The organism is Paraburkholderia hiiakae (assembly GCF_904848665.1).
Taxonomy (GTDB): domain Bacteria; phylum Pseudomonadota; class Gammaproteobacteria; order Burkholderiales; family Burkholderiaceae; genus Paraburkholderia; species Paraburkholderia hiiakae.
In genome coordinates this window covers 395410-408392 of sequence record NZ_CAJHCQ010000003.1, presented here as the reverse complement: position 1 = coordinate 408392, position 12983 = coordinate 395410, and the positions used below count along the sequence as shown (strand labels likewise).

Genomic DNA, 12983 nt, shown 5'->3' with positions numbered 1-12983 from the left:
AGCCCCATGATGGAAGAGACAGCTGTTAGCACGCCGGACGATCTCGTCCTGCGTCACTCGCAACCGGGCCGCACGCTGCTTGCGATCCTGCATGCGATCCAGGACGAAGTCGGCTTCGTGCCGCCGGCCACGGTCGTGCCGCTCTCGAAGGCGCTGAATCTTTCGCGCGCCGAGGTGCACGGCGTGATCACCTACTACCACCACTTCCGCACTGCGCCACCCGCGCCGGTTACGGTCCAGCTGTGCCGTGCCGAGGCGTGCCGAAGCATGGGCAGCGAAGCGCTCGCGCAGCATGTCGAGGCGCATACCGGCTGCCGTTTCGGACAACATGGGCACGACGCCGAACACGCGCATGCGCACGAAGGTCCGGTCGCGCTGGAGTCCGTCTATTGCCTCGGCCAATGTGCGCTCTCGCCCGCCATGATGATTAACGGCACCTTGCACGCAAAAGTGACTCCGCAGAAGTTCGACAAGCTCCTTGCCGCCGCCATGACGGCGGTCGCTCGCACCGAGGAGGCGGCATGACACGCGTCTACGTACCCCGCGACTCCTCGGCCCTCGCGCTCGGCGCGGATGCCATCGCTGAAGCCATTGAACGTGAGGCTGCCGCGCGCGGCGCGAGCATCGAGCTCGTGCGCAACGGCTCGCGCGGTCTGCTCTATCTCGAACCACTCGTCGAAGTTCAAACGCCCGACGGCCGCGTCGGCTACGCGAACGTCGAACCCGATGAAGTGGGCGCGCTCTTCGACGCCGGCTTCTTGCAGGGCGGCCAGCACGCGCGCAGCGTCGGGCTCGTGGAGCAGATTCCGTATCTGCGCAAGCAGCAGCGCCTCACGTTCGCGCGCATCGGCATCACCGACCCGCTTTCCACCGACGACTACGTCGCTCACGGCGGCCTCGAAGGACTGCGCAAGGCGTTGAAGATGACCGGCGCCGATATTTGCGAAGCGCTCGTCGAGTCGGGCCTGCGTGGCCGCGGCGGCGCGGCGTTCCCGGCCGGCATCAAGTGGCGCACGGTCGCGAATGCGCAAGCCGATCAGAAGTACATCGTCTGCAATGCCGACGAAGGCGATTCGGGCACGTTCTCGGACCGCCTCGTCATGGAAAGCGACCCGTATGTGCTGATCGAGGGCATGACGATCGCGGGCATCGCGGTGGGCGCCACCGTTGGGCATATCTACGTGCGCAGCGAGTATCCGCATTCGATCGCGGCGCTCGAGGCAGCCATCCAGCGCGCGCGTGTGGCGGGCTGGCTCGGCGACGACGTGCTCGGCAGCGGCAAGCGCTTCGAGCTGTTCGTGGCCAAGGGCGCGGGCGCTTACGTGTGCGGCGAGGAAACGGCGCTGCTCGAATCGCTCGAAGGCAAGCGCGGCATCGTGCGCGCGAAGCCCCCGCTGCCCGCGCTTTCCGGTCTTTACGGCAAGCCCACGGTCATCAACAACGTCATCACGCTCGCCACGGTGCCGATCATCTTTGCCAAAGGCGCAGCGTTCTACAAGGACTTCGGCATGGGCCGCTCGCGCGGCACGCTGCCGTTCCAGCTCGCGGGCAACATCGCGCGCGGCGGGCTCGTCGAGCTTGCGTTCGGCGTGACATTGCGCGAGCTGATGGTCGAGTACGGCGGCGGCACCGCCAGCGGGCGAGCGGCGCGCGCGGTACAGGTGGGCGGCCCGCTCGGCACCTATCTGCCCGAGAGCCAGTGGGACATTCCCATGGACTACGAAGCGTATGCGGCAGTCGGCGCGGTCGTGGGCCACGGCGGCCTCGTCGTGCACGACGATACGTCGAATCTCGCCGAACTCGCCCAGTACGCCATGGAGTTCTGCACGCTCGAATCGTGCGGCAAGTGCACGCCCTGCCGCATCGGTTCGACGCGCGGCGTCGAGGTGATCGCGAAGATCCGCAAGGGCGACACGTCGGAGAAGCAGGTCACGCTGCTGCGCGACCTGTGCGACACGATGGTGTCCGGGTCGCTATGCGCAATGGGCGGCATGACGCCCTACCCCGTGATCTCCGCACTCAACCATTTTCCTGAAGATTTCGGTCTCGAACCCGTCGCTGCTCCGGCAGCAGCCGCCTGAACGAGGAACCACCATGTCCGACACGCTCATGTCCCAAGCCGGTGGTTGCGGTTCCGGCAATTGCGCCTGCAAATCGGCAGCAAAGAAGCAACGCTCGCCCTTCGACGAGACCGATTTCGGCACGCCGCTCGTCCACGCCGATGTCGACGTCACGCTCGAAATCGACGGCCAGTCCGTCACGGTGCCGGCCGGCACTTCGGTGATGCGCGCCTCCGTCGAGGCCGGCATCAACGTGCCCAAGCTGTGCGCGACCGATTCGCTCGAACCGTTCGGTTCGTGCCGCCTGTGTCTCGTGGAAATCGAAGGGCGCCGCGGCTATCCCGCTTCGTGCACGACGCCCGTCGAAGCGGGCATGAAGGTGCGCACGCAAAGCAATCAGCTGCAAAAGCTGCGCCGCAACGTGATGGAGTTGTACATCTCCGATCACCCACTCGACTGCCTCACCTGTCCCGCCAACGGCGACTGCGAACTGCAGGACATGGCGGGCGTCACGGGCCTGCGCGAAGTGCGCTACGGCTTTGACGGCGCGAATCACCTGAAAGACAAGAAGGACGAGTCGAACCCGTACTTCACCTACGACCCTTCGAAGTGCATCGTCTGCAATCGTTGCGTGCGCGCGTGTGAAGAGACGCAAGGGACGTTCGCGCTGACCATCGCCGGGCGCGGCTTCGAATCGCGTGTCGCCGCCGGCGCGAGCGAATCGTTCATGGACTCCGAATGCGTGTCGTGCGGCGCCTGTGTGGCCGCCTGCCCAACCGCCACGCTGCAGGAAAAAACCGTCGTGATGCTGGGCCAGGCCGAACACTCGGTCGTGACGACTTGCGCCTATTGCGGCGTGGGCTGCTCGTTCAAGGCAGAGATGAAGGGCAACGAAGTCGTGCGCATGGTGCCGCACAAGAACGGCCAGGCGAACGAAGGCCATGCCTGCGTGAAGGGCCGCTTCGCATGGGGCTACGCCACGCACAAGGACCGCATCAAGAAGCCGATGATCCGCGCGAAGATCACCGATCCGTGGCGCGAAGTGAGCTGGGACGAAGCAATCAACTACGCCGCGAGCGAGTTCCGCCGCATCCAGGCAAAGCACGGGCGCGATTCGATTGGCGGCATTACGTCGTCGCGCTGCACGAACGAGGAAACATATCTCGTGCAGAAGCTCGTGCGCGCCGCGTTCGGCAACAACAACGTCGATACCTGCGCACGCGTGTGCCACTCGCCCACCGGCTATGGCCTGAAGACGACGCTCGGCGAATCGGCGGGTACGCAGACCTTTGCCTCGGTCGATCACTCCGACGTGATCATGGTGATCGGCGCGAACCCCACCGACGGTCACCCCGTGTTCGGTTCGCGCCTGAAGCGCCGCGTGCGTCAGGGCGCGAAGCTGATCGTCGTCGATCCGCGCCGCATCGATATCGTCGATACCGCCCACGTGAAGGCCGAACATCACCTGCAACTGCGCCCGGGCACCAACGTCGCGATGATCAACTCGCTCGCGCACGTGATCGTCACCGAAGGGCTCGTGAACGAGTCGTTCGTGGCCGAACGCTGCGAAACGCGCGCATTCGAGCAATGGCGCGACTTCGTCGCGCTGCCGGAGAATTCGCCGGAAGCCATGGCCGAAGTGACCGGCGTGCCGGCTGAGCAAGTTCGCGCCGCCGCGCGTCTCTACGCGCAGCAAGGCAATTCGGCGATCTACTATGGCATCGGCGTCACGGAACACGCGCAAGGCTCGACCATGGTGATGGGCATCGCCAACCTCGCGATGGCTACGGGCAACATCGGCCGCGAAGGCGTCGGCGTGAACCCGCTGCGCGGCCAAAACAACGTGCAGGGTTCGTGCGACATGGGCTCGTTCCCCCACGAGTTGCCCGGCTATCGGCACGTGGGCGACGCGAACGTGCGCGCGCTCTTCGAGGACGCCTGGCAGGTCGGGCTGCAAAGCGAGCCGGGCCTGCGGATTCCGAACATGTTCGAGGCAGCGCTCGACGGCACCTTCATGGGCCTTTACTGCCAGGGCGAGGACATCGTCCAGTCGGACCCGAACACGCAGCACGTGGCGGCCGCGCTTTCGTCGATGGAATGCATCGTCGTGCAGGACATCTTCCTGAACGAAACGGCGAAGTACGCGCACGTCCTGCTGCCGGGCTCGTCGTTCCTGGAAAAGGACGGCACGTTCACCAACGCCGAACGCCGCATCTCGCGCGTGCGCAAGGTCATGCCGCCGGTCGCCGGCTACTCGGACTGGGAAGCGACGATCCTGCTCTCTCGCGCGCTCGGCTACGAGATGGATTACACGCATCCGTCGCAGATCATGGACGAGATCGCGCGCCTGACGCCTACGTTCCACGGCGTCTCGTACAAGAAGCTCGACGAGATGGGCAGCATCCAGTGGCCTTGCAACGAGGAAGCGCCCGAAGGCACACCGATCATGCACATCGACGAATTCGTGCGCGGCAAGGGCAAGTTCGTCATCACGAAGTTCATCGCCTCGCCGGAGAAGGTCACGCGCCGCTTCCCGCTGCTGCTCACGACGGGCCGCATCCTTTCGCAGTACAACGTGGGCGCACAAACTCGCCGCACCGAGAACTCGCGCTGGCACGAAGAAGACCGCCTCGAGCTCCACCCGGTGGACGCCGAAGATCGCGGCATTCGCGACGGCGACTGGGTGGGCATCGAATCGCGCGCGGGACATACGGTGCTGCGCGCAAAGGTCAGCACGCGCATGCAGCCGGGCGTGGTCTACACGACGTTCCACTTCCCCGAATCGGGCGCGAACGTGATCACCACGGATGCCTCCGACTGGGCCACGAACTGCCCGGAATACAAGGTGACGGCCGTGCAGGTCAGCCACGTGCAGCAGCCCTCGGAATGGCAGCGCGAATACTCGCGCTTCAACACGACCCAACTCGAGTTGCTGAGCAAGCGCGAACCGCTTACAACCTCAGGGAAATAAGGCGATGAAAGCTGATCACTTGATCGAAATGGCGAACCAGATAGGCATGTTCTTCGACTCGCTGCCCGATCGCGAGGAAGCGCTCACGGGCATCGCGGAGCACATCCGCAAGTTCTGGGAGCCGCGCATGCGCCGCACGCTGCTCGCGGCGCTCGATGGCGAACGCGAGCAAGCAGGCTTCACGGAAATCGTGCTCGCCTCGCTCACCAAGTATCGCGAGGCGTTGGCGCCCGCGGCGGCCTGAGCCAGGCCGTTGCATCACGCGCAAGGCGCCGCCGGGTCGCTCAGACGGGCGGTGCCTGCGCGAATCCCGCTGCCGCGTACCACGTCTCACAGTGGCGCAGCAACGCATTGAGGTCCGACGCGGGCCGTCCCCGCGCGCCGATATAGCCATCGGGCCGCACCAGATAAAACGCGGGCCGCGTGCGCCCGTAAGATTCGCTTAGCGAGGCCGCGCCCTCGCCCGCCAGCGGCGTCTCGCCGTTGGCGAGATCGGCAATCCACCATACCCGCAGCGCTTGCGGAAAGAGCCGCTCGATGGCTTCGGTGAAATGCTTGAGCGTCGCGCTCGCTTCTGCGCTGTTTTTTGCCGCCGCGCCCGCGGAATCGGCATCGCCATCGACCAGCAGGAACAACGAGAAGCACGCCGGGTCGTGCAGATCGAAGATGCGCCCCTTGCCCGGCGCCTTGCCTAGCGGACCGTCCACCACGCGCACGAATGCGTCCGGGGCGCGCTCGCCCGCGCGCGGGCCGCCGTCCAGCACGCGCTCGAGCGTGAGCGGACTGCGGCGATACTGGATCGACAACTCGCTGACCGCCTGGCGCGCCGCGTCGCGCAGCGGCCCGAGCGCGACGAGCGCCGGCATCACGCGCTCGCGCAGCAGCTTGAGCGGACCGTGATCGGCCTCCACCAGTTGCGTCATGAAACTCGTCTGCTGCAGCACGAGCCGCTCGATCGGATAACGCTCCGCGTGATAGGTGTCGAGCAGGCGCTCGGGCGCGCCGCGCGCGTGCACACGCGCGATCTTCCAGCCCAGATTGAAGGCTTCCTGGATGCCCGTGTTCAAGCCCTGCGCGCCGGCGGGGCTGTGCACGTGCGCGGCGTCGCCCGCAAAGAAGGTGCGCTCCACGCGTAATTGCCGCACCATGCGGCTGTTCACGCTGAAGTAGGACGCCCAGCTCATGTCAGAAACGGACACCGGGTGGTGCACGCGCTGCTGAATGATGTCGCGGCATTCTTCCAGCGTCGGCACTGGGATCGTGCCTTCCGGCGCGGCGGGCAGCATCGCCTTGTGATCGGCGATCAGGCGGTAGCGGCCATGACCGAACGGAAAAAGCGCGGCGAGGCCCTCGCCCGAGGCGAAGATGTGGAACTCGTCGTCGGACCAGGGCGTGCTCGCGCTCAGGTCGGCGAGCAGGAACGATTGCGTCATCGTCTCGCCGTCGAACTTCATGGCGAGGCGATGGCGCACAGTGCTATGCGCGCCGTCAGCGGCAATCACGTAAGCGCAGCGCAGCGACTCCACGCGCCCATCAGGGCGGCGCACTTCTGCGCTCGCCCCAGCCGAGCCCTGGGTGTACTCCAGCAACTCGCAGCCGCGCTCGATCTCCACGCCGAGCGTTGCGAGATGCCCGGCGAGAATGCGCTCGGTAACGGTCTGTTCAATGAAGAGCAAATAGGGATAACGCGTGAAGAGCGGATCGAAGTCGAGCCGCGCACGGCGCTGGCCGTTCGAATAAAGATTCGCGATATGCGCGCGGTGGCCAAGCTCGAGAAACGGCTCGACGATGCGATGCTGTTCGAACAGTTCGAGCGTGCGCGCCTGAATGCCGATCGCCCGCGAGTGGCGTCCTGCCTGCGGCGCGCGATCGATCAGCCGCACGGGGATATGCGCGCGCGCAAGACTCATCGCGGCGGCCAGCCCGGTGGGTCCCGCGCCCACGATGAGCACGGGCGCGAGAGAAGAAGCCACGGCCATGCAGACCTCCTTGCGCTCGACACGATACGTAGTGTATCGCCCGCGCCTCAAGCGGTCGCGCGGCAGCGCATCAAAAGCGACCTGAATGGCTCGACAAGTCGCGCTGCAAATTGCCGCGCTTCAGTGCGCGTGCCGATGTGCGCCGTCCGGCATGTCCAGTGCGCAGCGATGCTCGCTCGTGCCGAGATCCACCTGTAGCGTGACGTGCCTCACGCCGAAGCGCACTTCGAGCGACTCGACCATACGATCGAGGGCGGCGTCGCCGGGATGCCCCGCCGGCATCACGAGATGCGCGCTGAGCGCACAGCCCGTGGTCGAAAGCGCCCAGACGTGCAGGTCATGCACATCGACCACGCCCTCCTGCTGCGAGAGGAAGCTGCGCACGCGCACGATGTCGACGTTCTCGGGCACCGCGGCGAGCGCTAGCCGTACCGACTCGCGCAGCAGCCCCCAGGTGCCGTACAGAATCACGAACACGACCGCGATGGACATGAGCGGATCGATCCAGCTCTGGCCGGTCGCGAGAATCACCAGTCCGCTCACGGCCACGGCGGCGGACACGCCGGCGTCGGCGGCCATGTGCAGGAATGCGCCGCGAATGTTCAGGTCGTCCTTTTGCCCGCGCATGAAAAGCCACGCCGAAAAGCCGTTGACCGCCATGCCGATGGTCGCGACGACGAACACGTCGAAGCCTGCGACCGGCGCAGGATGGAGCAGGCGCCCAAGCGCCTCGGCGAGGATCGCGCCGCACGCGAGGAGGAGCAGCGCGGCGTTGGCGAGCGAGGCGAGAATCGACGAGCTGCCGAACCCGAACGTGAAGCGCGCGGACGGGCGGCGTGTTGCGAGCCACGCGGCGCCCCAGGCGAGCAGCAGACCGAGCACATCGGAGAGATTGTGGCCGGCGTCGGCGAGCAGCGCGGTGGAATGCGCAAGCACGCCGTACACCGTCTGTACGACGACGATGAATACGTTCAGCGCGACGGCGATGGCGAACGCACGGCCGTGCCCGGCGACGGGCGCGTGATGATGGTGATGGTGGCCGTGCGCGTGACCATGCCCGTGCGGCGCGTGGGTGTCGTGCACGCCGGCATCGTCGTGCGCATGGCCGTGATCGTGGTCATGTTCGCGCTCGTCCTCGTGGTTCCGGGCGCCTTTGGCGCCATGCGCGTGCTCGTGGTCAGCGGCACTCATGCGCCCTCCGGCCATTGCGCCGAGGGCTCGGCAACGTGTTCCAGCATGCCGGCGATCATCGCGCTGATATGTGCGTCCGCGGCGGCATAGAACACCTGCTTGCCCTCGCGTTCGGCGCGCACGATGCGCGCGGCGCGCAAGAGCCGCAGATGGTGGCTCACGAGCGACGGCGACAAGCCGAGCGTGTCGGCAATCGCCCCCACGGCGAGCCGGTCCTGAACGCAGGCGAGCACGATACGCAGGCGCGTAGCGTCACCAAGCAAACGGAAGAGGTCGGCGAGCGGGACGACACGCTCGTCGTCGGAAACCAGGGTCATGAATGGATACGATACATATGAATATGTGTTCATATGTTAGTTCAGCAACGGATTCGAGTCAAACTCAGGCGAACTTCGGGACCGGGTCCGCGAGTGTGGGAAAATGCCGCCTTTGTGTCTCGATCTTTTTGCTTCTTCAGTCATGGAACAGCTTTTTGTCCGCGCGTACGCCGCACATCGCGACGGCCGGCTGGACGACGCCGAGCGCGATTATCGCGCGACGCTCGCCGCCGATCCCGTGCACGTCGATGCGCTGCATCTGCTCGGCGTGCTACGGCATCAGCGAGGCCAGCACGCCGAAGCCGCGGACCTCGTGCGCCGCGCGGTCGCTTTGCGCCCCGACGACGCCGCGCTCCAGCTGAACCTGGGCAACGCGCTGAAGGCGCTCGGCGAACTGGAAGGCGCGATCGAGCGATTTCGCAACGCCCTCACGCTCGCGCCCGCTTTTGCGCTCGCGCATTACAACCTCGGCAACGCCTATGCGGTGATCGGTCGACATGAGGACGCGATGTACGCGTTCAGCCAGGCCGTGCGCCTGCAGCCCGGCGACGCCTCGTCGCACAACAATCTCGGCAACGCGCTGCACGCGCTCGGCCGCCATGCCGAAGCCGCGGACTCGTTTCGCCGCGCGCTCAAGATCCGCCCGGGCCATGCGGGGGCGCACAATAACCTCGGCATGTCGCTCAACGCGCTTGGCGACAGCGCGAGCGCGATCGAACATTTCCAGAAGGCGCTGCGCGTGCAGCCGCGCTTCGTCGCCGCACATTTCAATCTTGCGAACACGCTCGATGCGACCGGCCATCACGGCGAGGCCGTCGCCGCCTTCGAAACGGCGCTGTCGCTGCAGCCCCACTTTGCGCCGGCCCTCTTCGGGCTTGCCAATGCGCTTGCCGCGCTCGGCCGCCACGACAAAGCCATCGGACCCTACGAGCGTGCGATCGGCTTCGATCCGAAATTCGCTCTCGCGTGGCTCGCGCTCGGCGTGGCGCATCACGCACTCGGTCGGCATGCGGCCGCGCTGCGCGCCTTCGACGAAGCGCTGCGCGTGCGGCCCGATCTGGCCGCCGCGCATTTGAATCGCGCGCTCACGTGGCTCACGCTCGGTGACTTCCGGCGCGGACTGCCCGAATACGAATGGCGGCTCGATCCGGCCGCGCGCGACGAGGCGCACGCCAACGCACCACGCGGCGCAGGCTATGCCTTGCCCCTGCCGGTGAACGCACAGGCTGCATCCATTGCGCCGCGCACGACGCAAAGCACGCTGCCGCGCTGGCACGGCGAGCCCCTGAACGGCCGCACGCTGCTGATCGAGGCCGAACAGGGTTTCGGCGACACGCTTCAGTTTGTGCGCTTCGTGCCGCTCGTCGCGGCAGCCGCGGCGCGCTCGGGCAACGCGCGCGTCGTGCTCGAAGTGCAGCGCGCGCTCGTGCCGCTTATCGCGCCCGTCGCCGAAGCCTGGCACGTCACGCTCGTCGAGCAGGGTGCGCCGCGCCCCGCCGTCGACCTGCACTGCCCCCTCCTCTCGCTACCGCTCGCGCTCGGCACAAGCGTCGACACGCTGCCCGCGCGCACGCCCTACCTCAACGCCAGCCCCGCCTACGGGCGTAAATGGCGCGGCTCGCTGGGCGGCCAGGCGCGCCGCAAGATCGGACTCGCATGGTCCGGACGCATCCAGAAACACGAGAACCGCGCGATTGCGCTCGCCGCGCTCGAACCGCTCTTTGCGCTCGAAGGTATCGACTGGATCGTGCTGCAGCCCGAGCTCAGCGCCGCGGAACACGCGGCGCTCGACGCGCATCCGCGCTCGCGCTCGATCCACCGCCTCGGCGGCAAGCTGCAGGATTTCGCGGATACCGCGGCTGTCATCGAACGTCTGGACGCCGTCGTGTCGATCGACACCTCGATCGCCCACCTCGCGGGCGCGCTTGGCGCACCGCTCTGGGTCATGCTGCCGTTCGCCGCGGACTGGCGCTGGTTCGCGGATACCGACGAAAGCCCCTGGTACCCACGCGCCCGCCTCGTACGCCAGCCGCGCCCGCATGCATGGGCGGAAGTCGTGGAAACGGTCGCGCGTGAGTTACGCGACGCGTAAGCGGCACAATAAGCGACACAAAAAAACGGGGCGCCTGAGCGCCCCGTTTTTATTGCTTTCGTAGCGAGATGACAGCTTCGCCCGATCAAGCCGCCTTGTACTGATTACGCGCTTCCGGCGTGCGATAGAGCACGAGCGTCGCGATGAGGCCGCACACGGCCGCCACGCCCATCAACGCCCCCGGCGCAGCTTTGTTGCCGCTCACGTGGATGAGGTACGTCGCGATCGCCGGTGTGAAGCCGCCAACCGTCGTCGCGAGGCTGTAGGCGAGCGAGAAACCGGCAGTGCGCACGTCGGCGGGCATGACTTCCGTGAGCGCCACGACCATCGCGCCGTTGTAGCACGCGTAGAGGAACGACAGCCACAGTTCGACCGTGAGCAGGCGGCCGAACGACGGTTCAGCCACGAGCCACTGCACCGTCGGATACGCGGTGAGGATCGTCAGCACGGTGAAGGTGATCAGCATCGGGCGGCGGCCGACACGGTCCGAAACCGCGCCGGAAACCGGCAGCCAGAACAGATTCGACAAGCCGATGCAGACCGTGACGAGCAGCGTATCGAACTCGTTCAACCTGAGCACTTCCTTACCGAAAGTCGGCGTGTAGGCAGTGATGAGGTAGAACGACACGGTGGTCATGATGACCATGCCCATACCGGCGACCACGACACCCCAGTTCTGCACCATCGACGCCATGATTTCGCCCATCGACGGACGATGCTTCTTCCTGGCGAACTCCTCCGTTTCCTGGAGCGAGCGGCGAATGATGAACAGGAACGGCACGATCAGGCAGCCGATGAGGAACGGCACGCGCCAGCCCCAGTTCGTCATTTGCTCGACGGGCAGCAGACGATGCAGCAGCACGCCCAGCAGCGCGGCGAACACCACGGCGACCTGCTGGCTACCCGACTGCCACGAAACGTAGAAGCCCTTGTTGCCCTTGGTCGCGATCTCGGAGAGATAAACCGAGACGCCGCCCAGTTCCACGCCCGCCGAGAAGCCCTGCAACAAGCGCCCGAGCAGCACGAGAGCCGGTGCGAGTATGCCGATGGTTGCGTAACCAGGCACGACGGCAACGGCAAGCGTGCCGAACGCCATCAGGCCGAGCGTGAGCATCAGGCCCTTGCGGCGGCCGTGATGGTCGATGTACGCGCCGAGGACGATGGCGCCGAGCGGACGCACGAGGAAGCCCGCGCCGAACACCGACAGCGTGAGCATCAGCGAAGCGAACGCATTGTCACTGGGGAAGTAGGTCCGGGCGATCGCCGAAGCGTAGTAGCCATAGACCATGAAATCGTACATTTCCAGGAAGTTGCCGCTGACGACGCGGAAAACTGTCCGGAATTTTGATTCGCTTGGGGATGCGTGGGACGCGGTAGACATGACATTCTCTGAAGAGACTGTCCGGGAAGCCAGTGCGGCTCGCGGGACAGTGAAAAACAATCACCCGCGGTAAAGCGAGGGTCGCGCGGGCGCGCACGCGCGGGTGTTTTATTGTGCGGTACACGCCGGGAGTCAGATATTCGGGCATTTCCTTAAAAGAGGCTAGCAAAAAGCGTCAACATCGAACATTTCTTTCATATGTATTACTAACGTCATTCGTCACGCTTTCACTCTGGCGCGCCCGCCGCGAGTGTCCTCGATTGGGGCACAATACTTCGCAGCAGGGCTCGGCGCGCGGCCCCCGACGCGCGCCTTGATCCGGACGCCCACACGTCTTCCATCCGCATGACCCAAATCCCAGCCCTTACGCTGCGCCCGGCCACCGTTGCCGATGCTCCCTTGCTCGCCGCCATGCACGCCGCAAGCTGGCAGGCCACTTATCGTGCGCTGCTGCCCGCCGCGTTTCTCGAACGCGAAGTCGACGCCGAGCGCTCGGCGTACTGGCGCGCACGCATGGAGGCGCCAGGCGGCGACCGGCGTCTCGTGCTGATCGCCGAGCTTGCGTCGGGGGCGGCCGTGGGCTTCGTGTGCGTCGAGCGCCAGCCGGGCTCTCCTTGGGGTGTGCTGCTCGACAATCTTCATGCGCTGCCGGCGCATCAGGGCATTGGCGTGGGTAAGCGGCTCATGCGTGCGGCGCAGGACTGGGCGCGCGCCCAGGGCGAGACGCAGCTTTACCTGTACGTGCTCGACGGCAACACGCCCGCGATCGCGTTCTACGAGCGCCAGGGCTGGACCTATTCGGGCTCGGAACCCGATCGCATGGGCGGCATCGACATCACGGCACTGCGTTACGTGTACAGGCTCGACGGCGAGTGACACGCGCTCCTGGCGCAGCGCAAAGACCCCCGGCTTTTAAGACATTTCCGATAGAACGGCGCAATGGTGACGACTATCATCAGCGGCATCCCTTTAATTGCATGCGCCGCAGGCGA

10 protein-coding genes are annotated in these 12983 nt (G+C 66.0%); 6 read left to right on the top strand and 4 right to left on the bottom strand.

Annotated elements, in window-relative coordinates:
• Positions 1–9: 9 nt before the first annotated feature.
• Genes JMY28_RS08965 through JMY28_RS08950 form a run of 4 tightly spaced genes read left to right on the top strand, consistent with a single transcriptional unit; the run spans position 10 to position 5275 of the window.
• The gene (locus JMY28_RS08965) at positions 10–525 is read left to right on the top strand and encodes an NAD(P)H-dependent oxidoreductase subunit E (protein ID WP_201695612.1); all 516 of its coding nucleotides are present in this window, start codon (positions 10–12) and stop codon (positions 523–525) included.
• Complete coding sequence (locus JMY28_RS08960) at positions 522–2081, top strand: formate dehydrogenase beta subunit (RefSeq protein WP_201695538.1); 1560 nt, start codon at positions 522–524, stop codon at positions 2079–2081. The genes JMY28_RS08965 and JMY28_RS08960 overlap by 4 nt, the downstream gene beginning before the upstream one ends.
• 13 nt (positions 2082–2094) lie before the next feature.
• Positions 2095–5031 (top strand): formate dehydrogenase subunit alpha, encoded by a 2937-nt coding sequence (fdhF, locus tag JMY28_RS08955; RefSeq protein ID WP_201695537.1) that lies wholly within the window; start codon positions 2095–2097, stop codon positions 5029–5031.
• Between the two features lie 4 nt (positions 5032–5035).
• Positions 5036–5275, top strand: a complete 240-nt coding sequence (locus tag JMY28_RS08950; protein WP_201695536.1) for a formate dehydrogenase subunit delta — start codon at positions 5036–5038, stop codon at positions 5273–5275.
• 40 nt (positions 5276–5315) lie between these two features.
• On the opposite strand, the gene JMY28_RS08945 is transcribed toward JMY28_RS08950, so the two are convergent.
• From JMY28_RS08945 to JMY28_RS08935, 3 genes are all read right to left on the bottom strand, one after another.
• Positions 5316–7010 carry an FAD-dependent monooxygenase gene (locus tag JMY28_RS08945; RefSeq protein ID WP_201695535.1) on the bottom strand — a complete coding sequence of 565 codons (1695 nt, stop codon included), beginning with the start codon at positions 7008–7010 and terminating at the stop codon, positions 5316–5318.
• A 120-nt stretch (positions 7011–7130) separates the two neighbouring features.
• On the bottom strand, positions 7131–8201 hold the full coding sequence (locus JMY28_RS08940) for a cation diffusion facilitator family transporter (protein WP_201695534.1): 1071 nt from the start codon (positions 8199–8201) through the stop codon (positions 7131–7133).
• Positions 8198–8518 (bottom strand): ArsR/SmtB family transcription factor, encoded by a 321-nt coding sequence (locus tag JMY28_RS08935; RefSeq protein ID WP_236596762.1) that lies wholly within the window; start codon positions 8516–8518, stop codon positions 8198–8200. The genes JMY28_RS08940 and JMY28_RS08935 overlap by 4 nt, the downstream gene beginning before the upstream one ends.
• Positions 8519–8660: 142 nt before the next feature.
• On the opposite strand from JMY28_RS08935, the gene JMY28_RS08930 reads away from it, so the two are divergent.
• Positions 8661–10610, top strand: coding sequence for a tetratricopeptide repeat protein (locus JMY28_RS08930; RefSeq protein WP_201695532.1), 1950 nt, complete (start codon positions 8661–8663; stop codon positions 10608–10610).
• A gap of 85 nt (positions 10611–10695) precedes the next feature.
• On the opposite strand, the gene tcuC is transcribed toward JMY28_RS08930, so the two are convergent.
• Positions 10696–11991, bottom strand: coding sequence for an MFS transporter (tcuC, locus tag JMY28_RS08925; protein ID WP_201695531.1), 1296 nt, complete (start codon positions 11989–11991; stop codon positions 10696–10698).
• A gap of 345 nt (positions 11992–12336) precedes the next feature.
• Between tcuC and JMY28_RS08920 the strand changes: the two genes are divergently transcribed.
• Positions 12337–12867 carry a GNAT family N-acetyltransferase gene (locus JMY28_RS08920; protein ID WP_201695530.1) on the top strand — a complete coding sequence of 177 codons (531 nt, stop codon included), beginning with the start codon at positions 12337–12339 and terminating at the stop codon, positions 12865–12867.
• Positions 12868–12983 lie beyond the last annotated feature (116 nt).

Bases quoted from the DNA above. Each gene is read 5' to 3' on its own strand.
- JMY28_RS08950 (WP_201695536.1), top strand. From the start codon at position 5,036: ATGAAAGCTGATCACTTGATCGAAATGGCGAACCAGATAGGCATGTTC.
- JMY28_RS08920 (WP_201695530.1), top strand. From the start codon at position 12,337: ATGACCCAAATCCCAGCCCTTACGCTGCGCCCGGCCACCGTTGCCGAT.
- JMY28_RS08965 (WP_201695612.1), top strand. From the start codon at position 10: ATGGAAGAGACAGCTGTTAGCACGCCGGACGATCTCGTCCTGCGTCAC.
- JMY28_RS08935 (WP_236596762.1), bottom strand. From the start codon at position 8,518: ATGACCCTGGTTTCCGACGACGAGCGTGTCGTCCCGCTCGCCGACCTC.
- JMY28_RS08945 (WP_201695535.1), bottom strand. From the start codon at position 7,010: ATGGCCGTGGCTTCTTCTCTCGCGCCCGTGCTCATCGTGGGCGCGGGA.
- fdhF (WP_201695537.1), top strand. From the start codon at position 2,095: ATGTCCGACACGCTCATGTCCCAAGCCGGTGGTTGCGGTTCCGGCAAT.
- JMY28_RS08930 (WP_201695532.1), top strand. From the start codon at position 8,661: ATGGAACAGCTTTTTGTCCGCGCGTACGCCGCACATCGCGACGGCCGG.
- tcuC (WP_201695531.1), bottom strand. From the start codon at position 11,991: ATGTCTACCGCGTCCCACGCATCCCCAAGCGAATCAAAATTCCGGACA.
- JMY28_RS08940 (WP_201695534.1), bottom strand. From the start codon at position 8,201: ATGAGTGCCGCTGACCACGAGCACGCGCATGGCGCCAAAGGCGCCCGG.
- JMY28_RS08960 (WP_201695538.1), top strand. From the start codon at position 522: ATGACACGCGTCTACGTACCCCGCGACTCCTCGGCCCTCGCGCTCGGC.